This window comes from Campylobacter helveticus (assembly GCF_002080395.1).
In the GTDB taxonomy this organism is placed as follows: domain Bacteria; phylum Campylobacterota; class Campylobacteria; order Campylobacterales; family Campylobacteraceae; genus Campylobacter_D; species Campylobacter_D helveticus.
The window spans coordinates 146,930-169,149 of the sequence record NZ_CP020478.1; the positions used below are offsets into that span (position 1 = coordinate 146,930).

Consider the following 22,220-nt stretch of genomic DNA (forward strand, 5'->3'; position numbering starts at 1 on the left):
TTTTGAAATTATAGCTATTTTTGGTAGTATTTTTTAACTTCTTCTTGGATTTCATCGCTAACTTTATCCAAATTTAAATACTCTCTTATGAAAGAAGAGGAAATTTTAATATGCGTGTCAAGTTCTTTAAAATCTTTTGGTATGAAAATCTCATCGCGTTTAGCGATGACAAATTCAACTTTTTGCTTTAATTCTTCAAAACAATGCCACGAAGCTAAGGTTGCGAGGTGGTCAGCCCCCACTAAAAGATAAAATTTGCTAGGTTGATAAAGCTTATATAGGAAATTGACACTCTCTATGCTTGGCACTGGGCGGTTTTGCTTGATTTCAAAATCGCAAATTTCAACCCCTTTTAACTTCCCCCAAAGTTTAACAACCCATTCAAGCCTTTTTTGTGCTGGGGCACTGAAGCTTTCTTTAAAAGGGCTAATAAAGGCTGGCATAATGATAAGTCTATCGATTTCTAAGGTGTTTAAAGCCTCTTTGATAACGCTTTCGTGTCCTTGATGAGGCGGGTCAAAACTACCGCCAAAAAGTGCGATTTTCATTTAAATTTTTTAACCTTTTTTTTGTAGAATTCTAGCATTTTATTTTGCAAAAGGAAATTAAATGGCTATAAAAGTTGCTATCAATGGGTTTGGGCGTATAGGAAGATGTGTGGCAAGAATCATTGCTGAGCGTGATGATATAGAGCTTGTGGCGATTAATGACACGACAGATACCGAGCTGACAAAATACCTCTTAAAATACGATTCCGTTCACGGAGAATTTGGTGCAAGTGTGGAGATTGATGGGGGTGATTTAGTCATTAATCATCAAAAGGTCAAGATGTTTCACACGCGTGATATTAATGAACTTGATTTTGCAAAATACGGCGCACAGCTTGTGTTTGAATGCACAGGCGCACATTTGACGCAAGAAAAATGCCAAACTTTTTTAGACAAAGGTGTTAAGAAAGTTTTAATGTCCGCTCCTGCAAAGGACGACACTCCAACCTTTGTAATGGGCGTAAATTCTAATCTTTATAAGGGTGAGGCGATTATTTCAAACGCTTCTTGCACGACAAATTGTTTGGGTCCTGTTTGTAGGGTTTTGCAGGATAAATTTGGCATTGAAAAAGGTTTGATGACAACTATACACGCTTATACAAATGGACAAAGCATTATTGATGCTAAGGCTAAAGATAAACGCCGTAGCCGTGCTGCCGCGCAAAACATTATCCCAACTTCCACAGGAGCAGCAAAAGCGATGAAACTTGTAATGCCTGAGCTTGATGGCAAACTTCACGGACAAAGTATGCGTGTGCCTGTGATAGATGTTTCTAGTGTGGATTTAACGGCACTTTTAAGTAAAAAAGTAAGCAAAGATGAGCTTAATGAGGCTTTTAGAGAGGCGAGTAGAACGAATTTGAAAGGGATTTTAGCTGTTGATGATGATGAGAGGGTTTCGAGTGATTTTATTACCTCGCCTTTTGGGGCTGTGGTGGCGAGTGATTTGACTCAAGTCATCGGTGAAGATTTTGTTAAAATTGTCGCTTGGTATGATAATGAGTGGGGTTATTCTAGCCGTCTTGTTGATATGGCTGTTTATGTAATGGGAGCTTAAGATGAAAGGCGAGATTATTTCCATAAAAGATATTGATTTAGCAAAAAAGAAAGTTTTTATAAGATGTGATTTTAATGTCCCTCAAGATGATTTTTTAAATATCACAGACGATAGACGCATTCGCTCGGCTATCCCTACCATACGCTACTGCCTTGATAATGGTTGTAGTGTGATTTTAGCTTCTCACTTAGGACGCCCTAAGGAAATTAGCTCAAAATACTCACTTGAACCTGTGGCAAAAAGACTTTCAAGATTGATGAGCAAGGAAGTGCTTTTGGCTAAAGATGTTGTTGGGGAGGACGCAAAGAAAAAGGCGCAAAATTTAGGAGCGAGTGAGATTTTGATGCTTGAAAATTTACGCTTTGAAAAGGGTGAAACAAAAAATGATGAAAATTTAGCTAAAGAACTTGCCTCTTTAGCGGAGGTTTATATTAACGATGCGTTTGGGGTGTGTCATAGAGCGCATGCGAGTGTGGAGGCGATTACAAGATTTTTTGATGTGAAAGCAGCAGGCTTTTTGTTACAAAAAGAGATTAAATTCGCTGATAATCTTTTACGCCACCCTGCTCGTCCTTTTGTCGCAGTAGTAGGCGGCTCAAAAGTAAGCGGAAAGCTACAAGCCCTCATCAATCTCTTACCAAAAGTCGATAAACTCATCATAGGCGGAGGTATGGCTTTCACCTTTTTAAAAGCTTTAGGCTATGATATAGGAAATTCACTTTTAGAAGAAGAATTACTCGAAGATGCTAGGGCTATTATGAAAAAGGGTAAAGAACTTGGCGTGAAAATTTACCTCCCAGTTGATGTGGCTGTGGCAAGGACTTGTTCGAGCGAAGCTTTTATGTCTTATGTGCCAACGCAAGAAATTCCAAGTGGCTTTATGGGACTTGACATAGGACCTGCTAGCGGAAAGCTTTTTAGAGAAGCTTTAGCCGATGCACAAACGATCTGGTGGAATGGACCTATGGGCGTTTTTGAGATAGAAAAATTTGCTAAAGGCTCTTTAAAAATGGCACATTTCATAGGCGATAGCCACGCTACGACCATCATAGGAGGAGGTGATACGGCTGATGTAGTCGCAAGAAGTGGAGAGGCTGATGAGATGACCTTTATTTCCACAGGAGGTGGGGCAAGTTTAGAGCTAATCGAGGGTAAAGAACTTCCGGGCGTGAAGCCTTTGCGAGGCGAGGTATGATTTACGCTGCAAATTTGAAGTGCAACCACACCAGAGCTTCTTTTGAGCTTTATCTTAAGGCTTTAAATGAGGCTTTAAAAGACAAAGATGAAAATGTTTTTGTCTTTCCCCCTAGCGTAGCTTTATCGCAAAAAGAAAGCCTTTTTACGCAGGGAGTGCAGAATTTTTACCCTTGCATTAATGGTGCTTTCACGGGAGAAATCGGCAAAGAGCATTTGGACGAATTTGGCATAAAGTGCGTTTTGATAGGGCATAGTGAGCGTAGAATTTTTGAAGATGAAGTGTTGATAAAGGCTAAATTTGACTTTGCAAAAGAACATCAGTATAAAATTTTTCTTTGCATAGGCGAGGATTTAAAAACAAAGCAAGATAATCAAACAAAAGACTTTCTTAAAAAACAGCTTGAGAATTTGGACTTGACTTATGAAAATTTGGTCATTGCCTATGAGCCTATCTACTCCATAGGGACAGGGCTAAGTGCTAAAAATGAGGATATAGAGGAAGTTTTAGCTTTTTTACGCACACTGACAAAAGCACCTTTACTTTATGGAGGGAGTGTTAATGAAAATAATATTAAAGAAATTACAAAAATTAAAAATTGTGGTGGGGTTTTAATAGGCTCTGCGGCTTTGAAGGTAGAAAATTTTATCAAAATGATAAAGGAGTAAAGATGATAATGCAAGGTAAAAAAGGCTTAATAGTCGGCGTAGCAAATAATAAATCCATCGCTTATGGTATCGCTAAAGCTTGTGCGGCACAGGGGGCAAATTTAGCTTTTACTTTTTTAAATGAGGCTTTAAAAAAGCGTGTTGAGCCTATCGCGGCGGAATTTAACTCAAGTGCTGTTTATGAGCTTGATGTCAATAATGAAGCACATTTGGAAAATATCGCCTCTTTGATTAAGAGGGACTTAGGTGAGATTGATTTTGTCGTTCATGCTGTGGCTTTTGCTCCTAAGGAAGCTTTGGAAAATTCATTTTTGCAAACGAGTAAAGAGGCTTTTGACATCGCTATGCAAACCTCAGTATATTCTTTACTTTCTCTTACAAGGGCGGTTTTACCTGTATTAAAAGATAATGGCTCGATTTTGACTTTGAGCTATTTAGGTGGCGTGAAGTATGTGCCGCATTATAATGTTATGGGCGTGGCTAAGGCGGCTTTGGAAAGTTCAGTGAGGTATCTAGCAAGAGATTTGGGAGGGCGAGGAATTCGCGTTAATGCCATTTCAGCAGGTCCTATAAAAACTTTAGCGGCAAGTGGGATAGGCGATTTTAGAATGATTTTAAAATATAATGAAATCAACGCTCCATTAAAACGCAATGTTAGCATAGAAGATGTGGGAAATTCTGCGATGTATTTACTTAGTGATTTATCAAGTGGAGTTACGGGAGAAATTCATTATGTTGATGCAGGATACAATATAATGGGTATGGGCGATGTAACGCAAGATGAAGAGGGTAGAACCATACTTTGCTGGGATAAGAGTAATGGACAATGAGACGCTAAAAAAGTGTTTAGAGGGGCGGCTTGTCGGTTTAGAAGGTGCAGAAAGAAGATTTATAAACGAAACAAGTGTGGCATTTTTATTAAAGCATCTTGGCTTACCAGCGGAATTTGTGCCTTTGGCGTGCGAGTATTTTTCTCTAGCTCCTAAATTAAATGTTATTTGGCTTCATTTAGCAGAATGCACGGGTTGTAGTGAGAGTTTATTAAGAAGTGAGCAGCCTTGTTTGGCTGAATTTATTTTTGATTTTTTCTCTTTAAATTATCACGAAACTTTAATGAGTGCTAATGGCACTAAGGCTGAGGAGTGTTTAGAAGAGGCGATGAAAGAGGAATTTGCTCTCATCGTTGAGGGGGCTGTCGCACCCATAGATACTTTTTATCTTAGCATAGGGGCGGAGGGTAAAAGTGGCTACGAGCTTTTGCAAAGCATAGCGGATAAGGCTAAAGTTATCTTTGCCGCTGGGACTTGTTCTTCTTATGGTGGCATTCAAGCTGCTTATCCTAATCCCACAAAAACTTGCGGAATTTCGCAGGTTTTAAGTCAAAAAGTCGTTCAAATTCCGGGCTGTCCGCCAAGTGATGTGAATATTATCGCTACTTTAGCCTTTTATGCTCTTTTTGGCACTTCTCCTGAGCTTGATGATAAAAATCGCCCTAAATGGTCGTATGGCAAGTGTTTGCACGATATGTGCGAAAGAAAGGCGAAATTTGAAAGTGGGATTTTTGCTCAAAATTTTGATGATGAGGCGGCTAAAAATGGAGCGTGCTTGTTTAAACTAGGCTGTAAGGGACCCTACACTTACAATAACTGCCCTAAAGTGAAATTTAATGCTAAAACTTCTTGGCCTGTGGCGGCAGGACACGGATGCATTGCTTGTAGCGAAGAGAATTTTTGGGATGATTTTGGCTTTTATGAAAAACCTATGACAAATGCTTTTGCCTATGCGAGGGTGAGCCGAGAAGAAGCTTTTGTTTTAGAAAATAAGAATTTAAATTTAAACACTTTAAAAGAGAGTGTAAAAGAAGATGAGCTTATTTTTTATCTTAAGGAAAAAATGCAAATTTTGGTAGAAGATAGAGAGCTTTTGGATTTTAGTTTCGAATCAAATTTAAAATGTGCTTTGGCAAATTTAGCAAAAAATAAATTGGGTTTTAATTTGCTTGAAAATTATAAAAAGAATTTCCCCAAACATTACGCTTTTATTGAGGCGAATTTTGACGAAAATTCAAAAATTTCAAGTGATATTTGGGAATTTTTTGAATTAAGTTATATTTTGGCTAAGGGAGAATTTTTAAAAGATAGGGCTTTGTTGATTGAGATGGCGAAAAATTATGCCTTTAATCACGCTAGTCCTTATGATTTTAAATTAAGTGCGAAAGAAGATAGTGTGAAGCTTGATTTAAATAAGTCCTTAAGAATGACATTGATTTATCTTTGTGGTGGGCTTGAAATTGAGGGGATTGCGTTTTCTTTGTTGAGTGCTTTAGCTAAAAGCTTAGGAGAAATTCGTCAAGATTATATGGAAAAAAGGCTTATTTTAAGCGTAGATGAGAGCTTAAATCAGCCTTTTTTACATCAAATTTTAAGCTAACATTTTACTAAGATGTAGCCCTATGAAAGCCACGATATAAGCACTAATGCAAGTGAATAAGAAAAGATAAAGCGTGTATTTTGCCTTACCGCTTTCTTTTGTAAAAACTATGGTGGCTGCAAAGCAAGGATTATAAATCATCACAAATAAAATATACGCTATCGCTGTGCTAAATGGGATATTTGAAGCAAGGGTCTGTCTTAAATTCTCATCATTTTCATCTAAATCCTCCCCTAAAGAATAAAGCACCCCAAGCGTTGAAATCATCACTTCTTTAGCCGCCAAACCGCTAAGTAAAGAAACGCTTAATTTCCAATCAAGCTCAAGTGGTGCAAAAACAGGCTCGATAGCTTTGCCAAATTGCCCCAAATAGCTATTTTCAATCTGCTGTTCTGCTGCGAGTTTTTCATCTTCTTGTGCGTTCGTTTGAAGAGGAAAATTACTTGCAAACCATATTAAAATTGAGGCTAGTAATATAAAAGTTCCTGCTTTTTTAAGATACATTTTTGCTTTGTTAAAGCACATCTGCCAAACCAAATTCCAATTTGGCATACGATATTTAGGCATTTCCATCACAAAAGGTTCATTAATGCCTTTAAAAGCGGTCATTCTTAAAAGTTTAGCCGCTAAAAGCCCTAAAAAAGCCCCCAAAATATAAATTCCAAAAAGATAATTCCCCGCTTGCTCACCTCCAAAAAAAGCCCCGATAAAAAGCACATAAACAGGTAATCTTGCCCCACAACTCATAAAGTTAATAACAAAAAGAGTCAAAAGTCTATCTCCTTTGTTTTTTAGTGTCCTTGTTGCCATAAAGGCAGGCACTGAGCAGCCAAAACCTGTGATAAGTGGGATGAAACTTTTGCCGTGCAAACCAAATTTATATAAAATTCCATCAAGTAAAAATGCCACACGCGACATATAGCCCGTTGTTTCTAAAAGGGCGATTCCAAAAAACAAAATCAAAATATTAGGTAAAAATAAAACCACAGCTCCCACGCCCCCTATAATCCCATCGGCTAAAACGGAGGCTAAAAGCTCGTTAGAGATATTTTCCTTACATAAATTTCCTAGTGCTTCAAAACCCATTTCTATATAATCCATAGGGATAGCTCCAAGCGTGAAAGTAAGCTGGAAAAGCACCCACATTAAAAATAAAAATATCACTATGCCAAAATATTTATTGATGAAAAAAGCGTCAAGGCTTTTTGTAATATTTTTTGAAGTCGGTTCTTGTTTTGAAATTTGCTTACTTAAACCTGAGCTAAAAGCGAGTAAATCTTCTTTGAAAATTTCTTTTATATCTTTGCTTTGATAAATTTCAAAAAGCTTGTTTTGCGATTCGCTTACTAACTCTTTGCAAGTGCTATTTCGCACTTCATTTTGAAGTAGGGCGATGGCGTAGGATTTGGGACTTTGATAAGGATTTTCTAAATTGAGCTTTTCTATATGTTTTTGAATTTTTTCAATTTCTTCTTCCAAATGTTCCCCATAAGCTCTTATAAAGGGTGTAAATGGCGTTTCGTGCGTTTTGATGATAAGCTCCAAAAGAGTGTTTAAATTTTCTTTTGTTTTGGAAGAAATGCTAACGCTAGGCGTTTTTATAAGCTTTTCAAGTGCATTAATGTCTATACTAAAGCCTTCTTTTTCGGCTTCATCGCTCATATTAAGCGCTAAAATTATCTTTTTTTGACACTCTAAAAGTTGAGAGCTTAAGATAAGATTGCGTTCTAAATTTGTGGAATCTACGACATTAATGATGATGTCATAGTTTTGTGTTTGTATGAAATTTTGCGTAATTTTTTCTTCTTCTGAGTAGCCATCGAGCGCATAAGTCCCCGGTAAATCAATAAATTCAAGTTCGTAATCTTTATAGTTTATCTTTGCGCTTGCTTTTTCTATGGTAACACCGGGGAAATTTCCCACTTTTAAATTCGATTTACAAAGCGCATTGATGAGAGAGCTTTTGCCTACATTTGGTTGCCCAACTAATATGATATTAATTTTTTTCATTTGGTATTCTCTCCACTTTTATAAATTTAGCTTCGTTGGCTCTTAGTATGACGCAAGAATTTTCAAGCTCGACTAAAATTGTTGCTTTTTTTAAAGATGAGTTGAGTTTTTTAAGCTTCTTGTTTTTGGAAAAACCAAAACTCAAAAGTCTGTTTTTAAGTTCTAATGGTGCGTCAAAACCGATTATTAAAGCATTTTCCCCATCTTTTAAAGCATCAAGAGTCATATAAGTTCCTTAAATTTTTTAGGGTGATATTATAGTCTTTTAAAATAAATTTGAGTTTAATTATCAAAATAAGATAAATTTTTGTTTTGCATTGCAAATTTTAAAGGCTTGACATCAAGTTCTTTTTTTGATATAATCACAACTTTAATTTTGCGGGGTGTAGCGCAGTCTGGTTAGCGCACCTGGTTTGGGACCAGGGGGCCGAAAGTTCGAATCTTTTCACCCCGACCATCTTTATAAACTTATAAAAATGGTGAGTGTAGCTCAGTCGGTTAGAGCATCAGATTGTGGTCCTGAGGGTCGTGGGTTCGATTCCCATCACTCACCCCATCAGCGTCCGTAGCTCAATTGGATAGAGCGACAGACTTCGGATCTGTAGGTTATGGGTTCGATTCCTATCGGGCGCACCACCTTAGATATGCGTTCATAGCTCAGCTGGATAGAGCAACGGCCTTCTAAGCCGTAGGTCAGAGGTTCGAATCCTCTTGAGCGTACCACTTTTGCGGATGTGGTGAAATTGGCAGACACGCCAGACTTAGGATCTGGTGCAGCAATGCGTGAAGGTTCAAGTCCTTTCATCCGCACCACTTTATTTTTATAAGCGTGTTTAAATTTCAAATTTTTCCACATTTTAGATTTCTTCTAGCCAGGTATTTTGTAAAATGGAACTATAAGGACAAATTTTGTAGAGTTTTGAGGAAAAATAAATTAAAGTAGATATTTGCACCATAAAAAGGAGTTGCTTGGTATTGATGATACCTAGCCTCCTTTAATAATGTGAATTTATTAAACAAAAATTTGCCCAGCGTATAATATATACATTCTTAAGGCAAAAACTCCAAACATAACTGATATGGTGTTAATTAATATAAAATTGACTTTATAGGCGTGATTTTTTAAAGCGGTTAAAGCAATAAAACTTGGGATAAAGACCCCAAAGCCTATTACGCCTATCCAAAATACAGAAGCCCAAAAACCATTGCTTAGGCTCATTATAGCAATTAAAGCTTTTTCTCCACCTTGAAAATAAAGTCCCACAAAAAATGTGAATAAAAGCAAAAATTCAATAGGAATAACTCTTAAATCCATAGTCAATAAGTGTTTTGTTTTTTCTTTAGAAACCTCCTTTCCAAATAATAAAATTCCAAAACAAATACAAGCAGCAATACCGCTTGATAAACCACTCGCTAAAAATAAAATAGGCAACACAGGGCTGTTGTAAAGCGGATAAGTTTGTATGGCAGAAAGTAAAAATCCTGTATAAACTCCAACTCCAGCAGCGAGTGCAAAAATAAGTCTGCCAAGCCAAAGAGAATAGTCTTCTAAAAAATTTAAAATTCCACCAAAAGCATTCATAATAGGCGATAAAAAGCTGTTTTCTAAATTTGTTCTAAAACGCAATACCATATAAACAATACACAAAGGGGTGTAAAAAAGTAAAAGTAAAACCCCTAAAGACATCACAGATTTTAGATTGTAATGAATGAGCAATTGATAAAAATTTAAAGGTTTGCTTAAATCAACAATAAGCACCAAAAGTCCAACCACTATGGTTATCGGCGCTATTAAAACTCCAGCTTTTTCAAAAGCGTCCCAAGGAGCAGTGCGTTTTGGATTCATCCACTCTACAAATAATGCCGTCATCATCGCACCAGAAGAAAGTCCTGCTAAAAATAAATAAAGTGCAACAGGCCAATGCCAAACAATGTGAATGACACTTTCATTTCCCCAAATTTCATTCATAGCTCTATCTCTCCTTTTTTAGTCGGTATGGTAAAGAGTTTAGGTTTTGTGCCAAGATGCTCTTTTTTACGCACATAGTTGTTCTTGCTTAAAACATCATAAATTGCATCTTTAGGATTATCCAAATCTCCAAAAACCAAAGCATCAGTTGGACAAACACTCACACAAGCTGGCTCTCCGTGAAGTTTAAGGTGCGTATCTTTGCAAAAATTACATTTGTCCGGAACTTTTGTTTTGGTATTTAAAAATCTTGCGTTATAAGGGCAGGCACTAATGCAATATAAGCAACCAACGCATTTATCAGCGTCGATATCCACAATGCCATTTTCGTCCATAAAGGAAGCAAAAGTAGGACACACTGTAACGCAAGGCGTATTTTCGCACATTTGACAGGAAAATCTTTCAAAATCAAAACTTAAATTTGGAAAAATACCCTTAGGACCTTGAATTTTTACCTTTAGTCTATAAAGCCCTTCTGGCACTTCGTTCTCGCTTCTGCAAGCTACGGAGCAAGATTGACAACCTATACAAAGCTCCGAATTAAAAACCATTGCATATTTCATAAATCACTCCTATATTTTTTCTATATTAACGCCGATAGTATGGACATTATTACCAGCTATTGGTGAAAAAGTATTAGCCAACAAATGGCTCGCACTCATACCTTTATTGTAAGAAATTTCTTGATGCTTACTTGTATGCCCAAATCCAAAATAAGCAAAAATGGTATCCTCTCTTATCCCAATGGTAGGCAAAACTTGAGCGATTTGCTCCCCAATTTTGCTTTTTATTTTTATGCTATCTCCCTTTTTTAACCCAAGCTCATCAGCTACTTTTTGATTAATCCAAACAGCATTGTTGTCCATAAGCTGATTAAGCCAAGGAACATTTGCAGTATGTCCATTTGTATGCACTGCTACCTTTCCTTGTATGAAATAAAATTTCTCATCTTCGGTTTTTAATTTTGGGTCATTAAAACTTAAACCACCCCGTTTGCAAGCGTTTTCAAACACTTCATCAAAAAGTTCGATTTTTCCACTTTTAGTTTTGCATTTTAAAAGTTCGCCAAATTCTCCATCTTCATCAAGAAATTGTTTAGAATTTGGATATTTTTCTACAAATTTAGCGATACTATCCTTATCTCTTGCAAGAAGTGGAATGCCATAGCTTAAAACCCCTTTGCTTTTTAATTCATAAATTTCTTTTGGATAATTAAAAGCTTGTTTCATTCTAAAATCTTCTATATCTTTGTATGGAAAAAATTTGCCAAGTCCCATTTTTTCGGCTAATTCTTTGTAGATTAAAGATGAGGCTTTGGTATCACCTATGGGTTCTATAACTTTTTGCCTAACTTGATAGCCGGGATTTTTTCCATTATTTGACAAGAACTGCTCATCTCTTTCAAGATAGGTCGATTCTGGCAAAATAATATCGGCATACTGCGCAGTGTCGCTTAAATAAACATCAACACAAACAAACAATTCAAGTTTTTCTAAAGCTTCGACGACTTTTTGTGATTCATTATTGGTCATAACTGGATTAGAGCGAGTGATGAAAAGTCCTTTTATTGGGTAAGGCTTTTCGCTCAAAATCGCATCAAACACCTTGCTATAAATTCCACGCTTTTTAGAAATTTTACTAAATTCGCCTTCTTTGATGTCGATACCATCTATACGCGCTATTTTTGGACTTTCAATAGATGGTAAAATAGAGCTTTTAAATTCAGGTGCGACTTCTTCTCCGGCGATTTTATTATAAAGCTTAGCCCCTTTTGGAAAATACATCCCGCCCTTGCATTCTATATTTCCTAAAAGAGCATTGGCTATTGCTATGGCACGGCGAAGTTCTATTTCTTCCGTTGTGAAAGTGGCACGGTGTCCGTAATCAATAATGCAATGTGGGGCGAAGGAAGCAGCCTCTTTAGCGAGAGAGATAATTTTCTCAGCACTGATATCGCAGTATTGTGCCATCGTTTCTGGCGTATAGTCTTTTATGCTCTCTTTGAGCTTGTCAAATCCTACCGTGTATTTTTCGACAAATTTTTTATCATACAAATTATTAAAAATCAAAGTATGAACAAAACCAAGCATAAAAGCAGTATCACCGCCCGGTCTAATCGGGTGCCACTCACTCGCCTTAGAGGATAATATAGAAAATCGTGGGTCAAAAGATACAAGTTTTGCACCTTTTGATAGGGCTTTTGTAATGCCTCTTGCGTAAGAAATGACAATTCCCTCATAGACATTATGCCCGAAATTTAACATAAATTTTGTATCAGCAAAGTCCCTACTTAAAGAGCTAGTTCCATAAACGCTTGTTAAAGCCGTGGCGTAAGCTGATGGACAGGTGCTACCGTGGTCAAAAATATTTGGAGAGCCATAAGCATAGGCGAATTGATTTAGAAAAGTTGTTTCTGGTCCCCCCTTTGCAGCGAACGCAACGCTTTGCGCTCCATAATTTTGCTTAATTCCGTTTAGTTTTAAAGCTATAAATTCATAGGCTTCGTCCCAACTGATTTCTTTATATTTCCCTTCTCCTCTTTTTCCAACTCTCATTAGGGGTTTTACAAGTCTTTTTGGGTCAAAAAGCTGATTGACACCAGCGCCCCCTCTTGCACAAATTGAACCTTGTGTGGATTTTGAGTAAATATTCCCTTGAATGAAAATACGCTTTTCATTTTCAAGTCTAGCTTCAATTGGGCATCTTGTGCTACACATTTCACATATACTTTTTACAAAGTTTTTTGAGCCTTTTAACTCCCCATTAAATGCACCCAAAAGCCCAGGCATACTTAAAGCCACAGAGCCAACTCCAACGCATTTAAGAAAATTTCGCCTATGAATACTCATAATATAACTCCAAATATTTTTTAAATGTAGATTCATTATAGTGAAATATAATTAAATAAAAATTAAACATTGTTTTAAAATAAAATATTTTGAAAAGACTTAATGTGTGTAGTGCTAAAGAAATTTAAATAATTATAATGAATAAAGTGAAATAATGTTGAAAATTTGAAAAATGATAAAGAATTATGATGAAGTGAAGTTGTTAAAAAGTGGTGACCCATACGAGACTCGAACTCGTGTTACCGCCGTGAAAGGGCGATGTCCTAACCGCTAGACGAATGGGCCAACACAAAAAAGAGATTGAATTATACATAAAAATACTTAAGTAAAGTTTAAATCACATCTTAATGTTTCCTAAATTTATAAATTGGAACTCTTTTTGCTTATAATGCTTTTAAGTTTAAAGATTAAAGGAGTAATCTATGAAATTCTTACTAAGCCTTTGTGCTTTGAGCATTATGCTTTTCGCCGTGCCGATAAAGGAAGTGGCAAATACAGTGGGCGTAAGGGATAATCAACTTATAGGATATGGACTTGTCGTTGGTCTTAATGGTAGTGGCGATGGCACAAGTTCCAAATTTACTTTACAATCTGTCTCAAACCTTCTACAAGGTATGAATATCAAAGTCGACCCAAACGATATTAAGTCTAAAAATACCGCCGCGGTTATGGTTACGGCTAAACTTCCCGCTTTTGCAAAAAGTGGCGACAAACTTGACATCGTTGTCTCTTCTTTGGGGGATGCGAAATCTTTGCAGGGTGGCACACTTTTACTTACAGCTTTAAGGGGAATTGATGGCGAAATTTACGCCATTGCACAAGGCTCACTTTCTACGGGAGGACTTACGGCAAGACCGGGTGGAGCAGGCTCTCACTCGACAGCAGCAACGGTAATGGGCGGAGCAAATGTTGAAAGAGAAATTCCACAGAATTTTAGCGATAATGGTGATTTAACCCTAAGTCTTAAAACGGCTGATTTTAAAACCGCTCACGATATAGAAAGAGTTTTAAATAGCGTTTTTGATGAAAGCGTGGCAAAAGCTATCGATTCTCGCACGATTAAGCTTAACAAGCCTGAGGAATTTAGTGCAGTGGAATTTATGGCTCGTGTTTTAGAGCAAGATATAGCCTATACTCCACAAAGTAAAGTCATCATCGATGAAAGAACAGGCACGGTGATAGCGGGCGTTGATGTGGAGGTTGAGCCTGTGTTGATTACCCATAAGGATATTACGATAAAAATCGACCCAAATAACCAAACAGCCGCTACACAAAATGAGATTGATATGAAAGATGGAGGGGCGATAGACCCAACTTCAAATACGCTTAGAATTTCTAATCCCAAAACAACCGTGGCGAATATCGCAAGAATGCTAAATAAACTAGGTGCTACGCCAAATGACATCATCGCTATAATGGAAAATTTAAAGCGCGCTGGTGCGATTAATGCGGATTTAGAGGTGATATGATGAGAGTGGATAATTTTTTAAATACTTACAATATGAACTCAAACGCCATTTTAGAAAAGGTAGCTAAAGGTTCAAATTCGCAAAAGGCAGATGAAAATTTTGCCTCTTATTTTAAGCTAAAAGATAATGAAGTCGTTGCAAAAACGGACGAAGAAAAAGCTTTAAAAGAGCAAACGGACGCTTTTGAGGCTTTTTTGATAAAGTCTGTTTTAGACATTTCTTTGAAAAATCAAAATTCACTTTTTGGAAAAGATGCGAGTAGTGAAATTTATTCTTCTATGTATAACGATACGATGAGCAAGGCTTTAAGTGGAGGAATGGGCTTTTCAAAATTATTATTTGATTTTTTGAAAGAAAGGGGTTAAGTTTTTGTAATTTTAGTCGATATGGTTTGTAGAGGATTATAAATCAAGGAGGCAGAAATGATAAATCCTATACAACAAAGTTATGTAGCTAACGCTTCTTTAAGCCATACAAACAAGGTTGAAAGAGAAGCAAAAACAGAACAAAGTCAAAAAACGGAGAACGATAAAGTCTCTAAAATCGCCGAGCAGATTAAAAATGGCACTTATCAAGTTGATTTAAAAGCCACAGCTGCGGCAGTAGCAGATTCTTTAATTTAAATTTTTTCTCCTTTTTGACTAGAAAAGGAGAAAAAGATGTTAAAAAAATGCCTAGATGAAGTTAATGCTATCCTAGCACAAATGATAGAATTAACAGAAGAAGATATCAAAGATATACAAGTCGCAAAACACGATAAAGTCGCTCCTAGCGTGGATGCTAAAAATGAACTCATCACCAAATTCGTAGCAGCTAAAAAAGAACTTGACGCAGCCTTAGTGGCTCTAAATAATAGTTCTACAAAAGGGCTTAGTGAAATGCTTGATGATGAGGATAAGCAAAAGCTTGATTTGCTTAAGAAAAATCTTCAAACCCTACACGCTAAAAATAAAGAATACGCCAAATATGTCTTCATAGTGAAAGATTTTTTAGACGGCTTGGTAAATACAATGTTTGACATCAATGGTGGAACAAATAATGCTTATGGAGATAAAGAGCATATCCCAGAAATTTTTAAAATGAAAGTATAAAGGAGTGGTAAAATGGGTATCTTTGCGACCTTACATACAGGAGTTACAGGTTTAAAAGCGAGTGAAGTGCAAATCGCCACTACGGGTAATAATATCTCCAATGCCAATTCTACTTTTTATACTCGTCAAAGAGTTGTGCAAACGACAAATGGCTATATTACCACAGGCGGAGTGCAAGTTGGCACAGGGACGGCGATAGAAAGCATAGTGAGACTTCACGATGAACACGCCTATTTTAAGCTTAAAAATGCAAGCACACAGCAAGAATACACAGGCTATTTAAAGCAAGTTTTAGAAGAAATAGGACAACGCTTCCCAGACCTTAAAAATACAGGCATTTTAAATAATTTAGAAAATTATAATAAGGCTTGGAATGATTTTGCTTCAAATCCTAACGAAAATGCGACTAAAATCGCCCTTGTAAATGCAACCAAAACTTTAGCCGAAAGTGTCAATGAAGCACACAGCACTTTAAGCAAAATTCAAAAAAAGGTTAATGACGACATTAAAGCAACAGTGGATGAGATTAACCGCATAGGAGAGGAAATCGCATATTTAAATAAGCAAATTTATGGTGAGGAAGCTTTACCGACAGACCACGCAAATGAGTTAAGAGATAGACGCGATGAGCTAGAGCTTACACTCTCTAAACTTGTTAATAGCGTAGCAAGTAAAAATGAGATAGACCAAGATAATCGCTTCGAGCAAACCATAAAAGACCCCGGACATCATTATAATCTTAGCATAGAGGGCTTTACTATCGTTGATGGTGTGAATTTCCACCCTTTAAAGTTGGACTATGATGACAAAAATGAATCTTATAGCATTTATTATCAAACCCCAGATGAAAAAATCCACGATTTAACGACAAAGCTCACAGGCGGACAGCTTGGAGCGCAACTTGATTTAAGAGGGCGTGATTATGACAAGGCTGAGGGGACTTATGATGATGGGATTATACAGGGCTATCTTGATGCTTTAAATACTTTTTCTAAGACCTTAATCACCGAAACAAATAATCTTTACGCAGGTTCTGCTAAAAGTTCGGCGACTTCTGATTATTTAGAAGGCTTAACGGGTGATGTGCCTTTGATGAATTATGACAGAACGATACAGGCGGGGAGTTTTGACATTGTCATTTATGATGAAAAAGGGGCGGAGAAGGTTAGAAAAACCATTACTATCGATGTAACGACCACGATGGACGATTTAATGCGTCAAATCAATGGTAACACAGATGATAATAAAAATAACAACAACCAAGACGATGTTGATGATTTTATGAACGCAAGTTTTAGCTTTGACGCACAAAGTAATAGCGGACTTTTTCAAATCAACGCTAAAAACGGCTTTAAAGTTTCCATAGAAGATAAAGGCACAAATTTCGCAGGAGCTTTTAGTGTGGGAGGATTTTTTAGCGGAAACGATGCGAGTGATATTAGGGTAAAAGATAGCATTTTAAACGACCCTACCAGCGTAAGAGCAAGTAAAAACGGCGTAGATAGTGGTAATAATATGGCAAATCAAATTATCCAGCTTCAGTATGAAAAAGTGAGCTTTTATAATAAAGACGGCACGATTGATGAGCTGACTATGGAGGAATATTATCGCAAATTCACGGGTAAAATCGCAAGTGATGGCGAAAATAACAGCGTAATCCACAAGAGCAATATGACTCTTTATAATTCCGTTTATGCCGAGTATCAAAGTAAAAGCGGGGTCAATACCAACGAAGAACTTGCCGCACTAATTCAGTGGCAGTCAAGCTACGGCGCTGCGGCTAAAATCGTTACCACAGTCGACCAAATGCTAGACACCCTACTAGGACTTAAATCTTAATTTAAAAAGTTATATTATAATCCTTTCAAATTTCTTGGAAAGGATTATAATGAAAAAATGTGAAAAATTGAGAGAGAAGGCTTTGCTAAAAGCTGAGCTTGACAAGTTGGCTCTTAAGGAAAATTCCAAAGAGGGCTTAGAAAAATTTCCAGACCCTTTACAAATCGCCAAGCCCAAAAAAGACGCCTACATCGCTTTAATGTGCGCTTTGTTTTCTTATGGTAGTTCTAAAAATATCGTTAAATTTCTAAAAACGCTTGATTTTTCTTTGATAGACAAAAGCGAAAATGAAATTAAAAAAGCGATGAAAAATTTAAAATACCGCTTTCAAAACGAAGAAGATATAACGCAAATTTTTATCACTTTTGCTAGGCTTAAAAATAAGTATAAAAATTTAGAGGAAATTTTTACAGAGCCTTATAAAAAAAGCGGCAAAGTTAGCGATGGAATTTTAAATTTCATTAAAATTGTTTATGAAATCAATCCTTGTAAAAGTAAGGGTTATACGCATTTTTTTGGCAGCACTTGGCAAGATGAGCCAAAATCCCCTTTAAAGCGTTATAATATGTTTTTGCGTTGGATGGTGCGTAAAGATGAGCTTGATATGGGGCTTTGGAGAGGAATTTCACCAGCTGATTTACTTATCCCTCTTGACACGCACACGCAAAAAATTTCTCTAAAACACGGACTTTTAACGCGTAAAAGCTATGATTTTAAAGCCGTTTTAGAACTGACACAAAATTTAAAAAAATTAGACCCAAAAGACCCTATAAAGTATGATTTCGCACTTTATAGGCTGGGGCAGAACGGAAGTTAATGGAGCTTGATTTAAGTATTTATCTCATTTTGTTTGGTATTGCCACTTTTGCGGGCTTTATCGATTCTATCGTGGGTGGGGGTGGGCTTATCACTATCCCCGCACTTATGGCAAGTGGAATCCCCCCTCATCTTGCCCTAGCGACAAACAAGCTTCAAAGCGTGTTCGGCTCTTTCACCGCTGCGGCGACTTATTTTCGCTCGACTACCTTGCCCCACCTTGCTTGGGGGGTGTTTTTTACGGCACTTGGGGCGGCTTTTGGCACTTTTTGCGTGTTGCTCGTGCAAGATGAGCATTTAAAGCTCATCATCTTGGTTTTTCTTACTCTCACCTTTCTTTACACGGCTTTTAAACCAAGTTTAGGTAAAAGTGAAACCACGCCTAAAATGCAAAATATCAAGCTTTTTCATCTCATCTTTGGGCTAACTTTAGGCTTTTATGACGGCTTTTTAGGACCTGGGACGGGGTCGTTTTGGATATTTGCTTGTGTGTTGTTTTTAGGCTTTAATATGAAAAAAGCTAGTATCAACACCAAAATTTTAAATTTCACAAGTAATATCATCGCCCTTGCCATTTTTCTATGGCTTTATGAAGTGCTTTGGCTTGTGGGGCTTTTGATGGGCGTGGGGCAGGTTTTAGGGGCGTTTTTAGGCTCTAAGCTTGTGTTAAAAACAAATGGGAAATTCATCAAAGCGTTATTTTTGGTCGTGGTGGGAGCGACTATTATCAAAGTGGCGTGGGATTATATTGGTGTCAAGGGGGAGACTTGAACTCCCGACCTCCGGCTTATGAGACCAGCGCTCTAACCAGCTGAGCTACCCTGACTTGTGAAAGTGTAATTATATCTTTTTTTACTAAAATTTGGCTGATTTTTGCATTATTTTTAAAAATTTAGCTATAATTTCGCTTTTAGAAAGGTGTCCGAGCGGTTGAAGGAGCACGCCTGGAACGCGTGTAAAGTGCAAGCTTTCGAGGGTTCGAATCCCTTCCTTTCTGCCATAATTAAAGCACATTTTTAGCCTCGTTTTCTTCTTTTGGTAAATGTTTTACCGCTTCATAAATTCTTATAGCCGCTTTGGTTTTATTCATAGTATAAAGATGAATTCCATCCACCCCGCTAGTGATTAAATCAACGATTTGGTCTATCGCATAGGCGATGCCAGCGTCTTCTAGGGCTAAGGTATTGTTTTCATATTTTTCTAAAATTTTAGTAAATTTAGTGGGGATTTTAGCCCCACAAAGTTGTGAAATTTTTAAAATTTGCCTTTTGTTTGTAATAGGCATAATCCCCGCATAAATCGGCACTTTTATACCACTTAAAGCACAATTTTGCTTAAAAGCGTAAAAGTCCTCGTTATCATAAAAAAGTTGCGTGATGAGTTTATCTGTGCCAACATTTACCTTATTTTTAAGATGATGAATATCCTCGATGATGTTTTTAGCCTCGCTGTGTTTTTCAGGGTAGCAAGCGGCGTAAATTTCGAAATTTTCTTGCTTTTTGATAAAAGAAATTAAATCATTTGCATAAGAAAAATCCTTACTCTTTTCTAGCCCCTCGCACACATCTCCTCTAAGGGCTAGAATTTTATTAAGCCCTCTTTGCTTGCACTCTTTGAGTATAGCTGTAATTTTTTCTTTACTTGAGTGTATGCAAGGTAAATGCACTATGCTAGGAATTTGGTATTTTTCTTGGATAAGACTTGCCACTTCTAGGGTGTTTTGTGAATTTATAGAGCCACCTGCGCCAAAGGTTACGCTGATGAAATTAGGGCTTAATCGCCCTAAATCCTCTAAAATAGCGTCTAAATTTTTGATAGTTTCATCTCTTCTTGGCGGAAAAACTTCAAAGGAAAAGCTACACATAAAAACTCCTTATAAACTATTCCTAACTTTTCGAGTCGCTGCGACTAAATTTTTAAGCGCTAAAACCACTTCTTCATAGCCCCTAGTCTTAAGTCCGCAATCGGGATTAATCCAAATTTGTTCTTTAGGAAGCCTTGCTAAAATTTTCTCTATGGTCGTTTTTATCTCTTCTTCGCTTGGCACTCTAGGGCTGTGTATATCATATACTCCAGGTCCTACTTGCGTTTTAAAATTAACCGCCTTAAGCGTGTCTAAAAGCTCTAAATTCGAACGGCTCGCTTCAAAAGAAATCACATCCGCATCCAAAGCGTCAATATCCTTTAAAATGTCGTTAAATTCACTATAACACATATGCGTGTGAATTTGAGTCGAGGCTTTAACGCCGCTATGAACGAGGTTAAAGGCAGGGATAGCCCAGTTTAAATACTCACTATGCCAGTCGCTTTTTCTTAAAGGAAGCTTTTCTCTTAACGCCGCTTCGTCAATTTGTATGATTTTTATACCCTCTTTTTCAAGGTCTAAAACTTCATCTCTTATAGCTAAAGCGATTTGCTCCGTGCTTTCTTTTAGGCTAATATCTTCTCTTGGAAAAGACCAGTTGAGTATAGTTACAGGACCTGTGAGCATACCTTTTACGATTTTTTTGCTAAGGCTTTGGGCAAATTTGGACCAAGAAAGCGTGATAGGCTTAGTGCGTGATACATCGCCCCAAATCACAGGCGGCTTAACGCATCTTGTTCCATAGCTTTGCACCCAGCCATTTTGTGTAAATAAAAAGCCCTGCAAATTCTCACCAAAATACTCCACCATATCGTTTCTTTCAAATTCACCGTGCACTAGCACATCAAGCCCTATTTCTTCTTGGATTTGTATGCATTCTTTAATTTTTTGTTGATTAAATTCCGTGTAGTTTTGTGCTGAAATTTTTTGCTGTTTAAAGGCGAGGCGGTTGGAGCGCACATCGGCACTTTGCGGGAAAGAACCTATGGTTGTAGTCGGTAAAAGCGGGAGATTTAAAACGCCTTCTTGGATTTTAATGCGTTCTTTAAATTCAGGCTTACGCACAAAATCTTCTTTTTTTAGGCTATTAAGCCTTGCTTTAACCTTTTCATCAAAGCGGTTAGGGATATTTGTAAAAAGTTCTTGATTGGCTTTGAAAAGCGGATTTTCTTCACTGCTATTTAAAATTTCTTTTAAGTCTTTAAGCTCTTTAAGCTTTTGTTTTGCAAAGGCAAAAAGTTTGAGATAATTTTTTTCAAGCTTAGTTTCAAATTCCGTGCTATAAGGCACATGCAAAAGCGAACAAGAGGTATTTAAAACAATGTTTTGCGCGTATTTTTGAAGCTCTTTAATGAGCTTTAAACTTTTAGCATAATCATTAGCGTAAATATTTTTACCATTAACAATACCTGCAAAAAGGATTTTATCCTTAGAAAAGCCGTATTGCTTAATCAAATTTAAGCTCTCTTTTCCCTCTATAAAATCAAGCCCCAAGCCGTCAAAATTATATTCTAAAAGCTTAGCATAAATGTCTCTTACATCTCCAAAATAGCTTTGCAGTAAAATTTTAAGTCCTTTTTTATGACTTAAAAGCTCTTTATAAAATTCATCAAATAAGGCTAAATCTTTCTCGCTTAAATCATAAACCAAATAAGGCTCATCAAGCTCTAGCCACTGCACCCCTAAATCGTTTAATTTTTCAAAAAGCTCTAGGTAAGCGTTTAAAAGCTTTTTTTGAGCTAGTTTTTGTGTGCTTTCATCTTTAAAGGCTATGAGCTTAAAGAGGGTAAAAATTCCCACTAAAACAGGCTTAGTTTCTATACCTTGCTCTTTTGCTTCGAGATATTCTTTAAAAATTTTATCCCCGCTTAGTGCTATAAGCTCTGCACTATCACATTCAGGCACTAGGTAATGGTAATTTGTATTAAACCACTTTTTCATCGCCAAAGCCGTAGTATCGCCCTTTTCGCCTTGATAGCCTCTACTTTGGGCAAAATACTGCTCTAGCGGCTCTAAATTTAAAGCTCTATAACGACTAGCGACAATATTAAAAAGCACCGCAGTATCTAGCACGGTATCATAAAAAGAAAAGTCATTACTAGGGATAAAGTCAATCCCAGCTTCCTTAATCTCTTTCCAGTGTCTAGCCCTTAAGTCCTTAGCACAGGCTAAAAGCTCCTCTTGCGTGCTTTGCTTTTTAAAATACTTCTCAATAGCAAATTTTAATTCCCTATTTGCACCTATTCTTGGGTAAGAAATGATTGCGTTTTTCATTGTTAATTCTCCTTTTGTGTGGCTTAAACTTTGAAATTTAAGCTTTTTTGAGCTTTTGCTCTTTGGCAAAATTTTATATTTTGCTACCTATACTTAAGGATAAGAAGACTAAGTGGATTAAATTTAGTAAGATTAAAGTTT

Annotated in this window: 20 protein-coding genes and 8 tRNA genes; 18 read left to right on the forward strand and 10 right to left on the reverse strand. The window is 36.9% G+C overall.

Going from position 1 to position 22,220, the window contains the following annotated elements; all coding sequences use genetic code 11:
* Nucleotides 1–14 precede the first annotated feature (14 nt).
* On the reverse strand, nt 15–548 hold the full coding sequence (gene nadD, locus CHELV3228_RS10420) for a nicotinate (nicotinamide) nucleotide adenylyltransferase (protein ID WP_084112177.1): 534 nt from the start codon (nt 546–548) through the stop codon (nt 15–17).
* A gap of 61 nt (nt 549–609) precedes the next feature.
* On the opposite strand from nadD, the gene gap reads away from it, so the two are divergent.
* From gap to CHELV3228_RS00845, 5 genes are read left to right on the forward strand one after another with little or no spacing between them, the layout of a single operon-like run.
* Entirely contained in the window at nt 610–1,605 is a 996-nt protein-coding gene (gene gap / locus CHELV3228_RS00825; RefSeq protein WP_082199104.1) for a type I glyceraldehyde-3-phosphate dehydrogenase, read from the forward strand.
* 1 nt (nt 1,606) lies between these two features.
* Nucleotides 1,607–2,800 carry a phosphoglycerate kinase gene (locus CHELV3228_RS00830; RefSeq protein WP_082199105.1) on the forward strand — a complete coding sequence of 398 codons (1,194 nt, stop codon included), beginning with the start codon at nt 1,607–1,609 and terminating at the stop codon, nt 2,798–2,800.
* On the forward strand, nt 2,797–3,468 hold the full coding sequence (locus CHELV3228_RS00835) for a triose-phosphate isomerase (protein ID WP_082199106.1): 672 nt from the start codon (nt 2,797–2,799) through the stop codon (nt 3,466–3,468). The genes CHELV3228_RS00830 and CHELV3228_RS00835 overlap by 4 nt, the downstream gene beginning before the upstream one ends.
* A gap of 2 nt (nt 3,469–3,470) precedes the next feature.
* On the forward strand, nt 3,471–4,298 hold the full coding sequence (fabI, locus tag CHELV3228_RS00840) for an enoyl-ACP reductase FabI (RefSeq protein ID WP_082199107.1): 828 nt from the start codon (nt 3,471–3,473) through the stop codon (nt 4,296–4,298).
* Nucleotides 4,279–5,898, forward strand: coding sequence for a hydrogenase small subunit (locus CHELV3228_RS00845; RefSeq protein WP_167562810.1), 1,620 nt, complete (start codon nt 4,279–4,281; stop codon nt 5,896–5,898). Before fabI ends, CHELV3228_RS00845 begins: the two co-directional genes overlap by 20 nt.
* Here CHELV3228_RS00845 and feoB read toward each other — a convergent pair.
* Together feoB and CHELV3228_RS00855 are read right to left on the reverse strand one after the other, a co-directional pair.
* Nucleotides 5,890–7,908: a ferrous iron transport protein B gene (feoB, locus tag CHELV3228_RS00850; RefSeq protein WP_082199109.1), complete on the reverse strand. Its 2,019-nt coding sequence runs from the start codon at nt 7,906–7,908 to the stop codon at nt 5,890–5,892. The genes CHELV3228_RS00845 and feoB overlap by 9 nt on opposite strands.
* A complete protein-coding gene (locus tag CHELV3228_RS00855) occupies nt 7,895–8,134 on the reverse strand; it encodes a FeoA family protein (RefSeq protein WP_082199110.1) in 240 nt (79 codons plus the stop codon). Before CHELV3228_RS00855 ends, feoB begins: the two co-directional genes overlap by 14 nt.
* Before the next feature lie 153 nt (nt 8,135–8,287).
* On the opposite strand from CHELV3228_RS00855, the gene CHELV3228_RS00860 reads away from it, so the two are divergent.
* The 5 genes from CHELV3228_RS00860 to CHELV3228_RS00880 all read left to right on the forward strand — a co-directional run bounded on the left by CHELV3228_RS00860 (nt 8,288) and on the right by CHELV3228_RS00880 (nt 8,721).
* Nucleotides 8,288–8,365: transfer RNA gene (locus tag CHELV3228_RS00860), tRNA-Pro, on the forward strand.
* 22 nt (nt 8,366–8,387) lie between these two features.
* A tRNA-His gene (locus tag CHELV3228_RS00865) sits at nt 8,388–8,464 on the forward strand.
* Between the two features lie 3 nt (nt 8,465–8,467).
* Nucleotides 8,468–8,544 (forward strand) — tRNA-Arg (locus tag CHELV3228_RS00870).
* A gap of 10 nt (nt 8,545–8,554) precedes the next feature.
* Nucleotides 8,555–8,631: transfer RNA gene (locus CHELV3228_RS00875), tRNA-Arg, on the forward strand.
* 5 nt (nt 8,632–8,636) lie between these two features.
* Nucleotides 8,637–8,721 (forward strand) — tRNA-Leu (locus CHELV3228_RS00880).
* A 199-nt stretch (nt 8,722–8,920) separates the two neighbouring features.
* Here CHELV3228_RS00880 and nrfD read toward each other — a convergent pair.
* From nrfD to CHELV3228_RS00900, 4 genes are all read right to left on the reverse strand, one after another.
* Nucleotides 8,921–9,877 (reverse strand): NrfD/PsrC family molybdoenzyme membrane anchor subunit, encoded by a 957-nt coding sequence (gene nrfD, locus CHELV3228_RS00885; protein ID WP_082199111.1) that lies wholly within the window; start codon nt 9,875–9,877, stop codon nt 8,921–8,923.
* The gene (locus tag CHELV3228_RS00890; RefSeq protein WP_082199112.1) at nt 9,874–10,440 is read right to left on the reverse strand and encodes a 4Fe-4S dicluster domain-containing protein; all 567 of its coding nucleotides are present in this window, start codon (nt 10,438–10,440) and stop codon (nt 9,874–9,876) included. The genes nrfD and CHELV3228_RS00890 overlap by 4 nt, the downstream gene beginning before the upstream one ends.
* 9 nt (nt 10,441–10,449) lie before the next feature.
* Nucleotides 10,450–12,726, reverse strand: a complete 2,277-nt coding sequence (gene phsA, locus CHELV3228_RS00895; RefSeq protein ID WP_082199113.1) for a thiosulfate reductase PhsA — start codon at nt 12,724–12,726, stop codon at nt 10,450–10,452.
* Nucleotides 12,727–12,936: 210 nt separating this feature from the next.
* Nucleotides 12,937–13,011 (reverse strand) — tRNA-Glu (locus CHELV3228_RS00900).
* A gap of 137 nt (nt 13,012–13,148) precedes the next feature.
* Here CHELV3228_RS00900 and CHELV3228_RS00905 point away from each other — a divergent pair.
* The 7 genes from CHELV3228_RS00905 to CHELV3228_RS00935 are packed head-to-tail and all read left to right on the forward strand — an operon-like array spanning nt 13,149 to nt 18,712.
* Complete coding sequence (locus CHELV3228_RS00905; RefSeq protein ID WP_082199114.1) at nt 13,149–14,195, forward strand: flagellar basal body P-ring protein FlgI; 1,047 nt, start codon at nt 13,149–13,151, stop codon at nt 14,193–14,195.
* Nucleotides 14,195–14,560: a rod-binding protein gene (locus CHELV3228_RS00910; protein ID WP_082199115.1), complete on the forward strand. Its 366-nt coding sequence runs from the start codon at nt 14,195–14,197 to the stop codon at nt 14,558–14,560. The genes CHELV3228_RS00905 and CHELV3228_RS00910 overlap by 1 nt, the downstream gene beginning before the upstream one ends.
* 57 nt (nt 14,561–14,617) lie before the next feature.
* Nucleotides 14,618–14,818 (forward strand): flagellar biosynthesis anti-sigma factor FlgM, encoded by a 201-nt coding sequence (locus CHELV3228_RS00915; RefSeq protein WP_082199116.1) that lies wholly within the window; start codon nt 14,618–14,620, stop codon nt 14,816–14,818.
* Nucleotides 14,819–14,854: 36 nt separating this feature from the next.
* Nucleotides 14,855–15,286: a flagellar protein FlgN gene (locus CHELV3228_RS00920; protein ID WP_082199117.1), complete on the forward strand. Its 432-nt coding sequence runs from the start codon at nt 14,855–14,857 to the stop codon at nt 15,284–15,286.
* A gap of 12 nt (nt 15,287–15,298) precedes the next feature.
* Nucleotides 15,299–17,125 (forward strand): flagellar hook-associated protein FlgK, encoded by a 1,827-nt coding sequence (flgK, locus tag CHELV3228_RS00925; protein ID WP_082199118.1) that lies wholly within the window; start codon nt 15,299–15,301, stop codon nt 17,123–17,125.
* Nucleotides 17,126–17,174: 49 nt separating this feature from the next.
* Nucleotides 17,175–17,942 (forward strand): TIGR02757 family protein, encoded by a 768-nt coding sequence (locus tag CHELV3228_RS00930; RefSeq protein WP_082199119.1) that lies wholly within the window; start codon nt 17,175–17,177, stop codon nt 17,940–17,942.
* Nucleotides 17,942–18,712 carry a TSUP family transporter gene (locus CHELV3228_RS00935; protein WP_082199120.1) on the forward strand — a complete coding sequence of 257 codons (771 nt, stop codon included), beginning with the start codon at nt 17,942–17,944 and terminating at the stop codon, nt 18,710–18,712. Before CHELV3228_RS00930 ends, CHELV3228_RS00935 begins: the two co-directional genes overlap by 1 nt.
* Here the strand turns inward: CHELV3228_RS00935 and CHELV3228_RS00940 are convergent.
* Nucleotides 18,691–18,767, reverse strand: a tRNA-Met gene (locus CHELV3228_RS00940). The two genes, CHELV3228_RS00935 and CHELV3228_RS00940, sit on opposite strands and share 22 nt — an antisense overlap.
* Nucleotides 18,768–18,853: 86 nt before the next feature.
* Between CHELV3228_RS00940 and CHELV3228_RS00945 the strand changes: the two genes are divergently transcribed.
* Nucleotides 18,854–18,941: transfer RNA gene (locus tag CHELV3228_RS00945), tRNA-Ser, on the forward strand.
* 3 nt (nt 18,942–18,944) lie between these two features.
* On the opposite strand, the gene metF is transcribed toward CHELV3228_RS00945, so the two are convergent.
* Together metF and metE are read right to left on the reverse strand one after the other, a co-directional pair.
* Complete coding sequence (gene metF / locus CHELV3228_RS00950) at nt 18,945–19,805, reverse strand: methylenetetrahydrofolate reductase [NAD(P)H] (protein ID WP_082199121.1); 861 nt, start codon at nt 19,803–19,805, stop codon at nt 18,945–18,947.
* Nucleotides 19,806–19,814: 9 nt separating this feature from the next.
* Nucleotides 19,815–22,079, reverse strand: a complete 2,265-nt coding sequence (gene metE / locus CHELV3228_RS00955; protein WP_082200716.1) for a 5-methyltetrahydropteroyltriglutamate--homocysteine S-methyltransferase — start codon at nt 22,077–22,079, stop codon at nt 19,815–19,817.
* Nucleotides 22,080–22,220 lie beyond the last annotated feature (141 nt).

Bases quoted from the DNA above. Each gene is read 5' to 3' on its own strand.
- gap (WP_082199104.1), top strand. From the start codon at position 610: ATGGCTATAAAAGTTGCTATCAATGGGTTTGGGCGTATAGGAAGATGT.
- CHELV3228_RS00920 (WP_082199117.1), top strand. From the start codon at position 14,855: ATGTTAAAAAAATGCCTAGATGAAGTTAATGCTATCCTAGCACAAATG.
- CHELV3228_RS00910 (WP_082199115.1), top strand. From the start codon at position 14,195: ATGAGAGTGGATAATTTTTTAAATACTTACAATATGAACTCAAACGCC.
- CHELV3228_RS00835 (WP_082199106.1), top strand. From the start codon at position 2,797: ATGATTTACGCTGCAAATTTGAAGTGCAACCACACCAGAGCTTCTTTT.
- nrfD (WP_082199111.1), bottom strand. From the start codon at position 9,877: ATGAATGAAATTTGGGGAAATGAAAGTGTCATTCACATTGTTTGGCAT.
- phsA (WP_082199113.1), bottom strand. From the start codon at position 12,726: ATGAGTATTCATAGGCGAAATTTTCTTAAATGCGTTGGAGTTGGCTCT.
- CHELV3228_RS00855 (WP_082199110.1), bottom strand. From the start codon at position 8,134: ATGACTCTTGATGCTTTAAAAGATGGGGAAAATGCTTTAATAATCGGT.
- nadD (WP_084112177.1), bottom strand. From the start codon at position 548: ATGAAAATCGCACTTTTTGGCGGTAGTTTTGACCCGCCTCATCAAGGA.
- metF (WP_082199121.1), bottom strand. From the start codon at position 19,805: ATGTGTAGCTTTTCCTTTGAAGTTTTTCCGCCAAGAAGAGATGAAACT.
- CHELV3228_RS00935 (WP_082199120.1), top strand. From the start codon at position 17,942: ATGGAGCTTGATTTAAGTATTTATCTCATTTTGTTTGGTATTGCCACT.
- CHELV3228_RS00890 (WP_082199112.1), bottom strand. From the start codon at position 10,440: ATGAAATATGCAATGGTTTTTAATTCGGAGCTTTGTATAGGTTGTCAA.
- CHELV3228_RS00905 (WP_082199114.1), top strand. From the start codon at position 13,149: ATGAAATTCTTACTAAGCCTTTGTGCTTTGAGCATTATGCTTTTCGCC.
- metE (WP_082200716.1), bottom strand. From the start codon at position 22,079: ATGAAAAACGCAATCATTTCTTACCCAAGAATAGGTGCAAATAGGGAA.
- CHELV3228_RS00830 (WP_082199105.1), top strand. From the start codon at position 1,607: ATGAAAGGCGAGATTATTTCCATAAAAGATATTGATTTAGCAAAAAAG.
- feoB (WP_082199109.1), bottom strand. From the start codon at position 7,908: ATGAAAAAAATTAATATCATATTAGTTGGGCAACCAAATGTAGGCAAA.
- CHELV3228_RS00915 (WP_082199116.1), top strand. From the start codon at position 14,618: ATGATAAATCCTATACAACAAAGTTATGTAGCTAACGCTTCTTTAAGC.
- CHELV3228_RS00930 (WP_082199119.1), top strand. From the start codon at position 17,175: ATGAAAAAATGTGAAAAATTGAGAGAGAAGGCTTTGCTAAAAGCTGAG.
- flgK (WP_082199118.1), top strand. From the start codon at position 15,299: ATGGGTATCTTTGCGACCTTACATACAGGAGTTACAGGTTTAAAAGCG.
- fabI (WP_082199107.1), top strand. From the start codon at position 3,471: ATGATAATGCAAGGTAAAAAAGGCTTAATAGTCGGCGTAGCAAATAAT.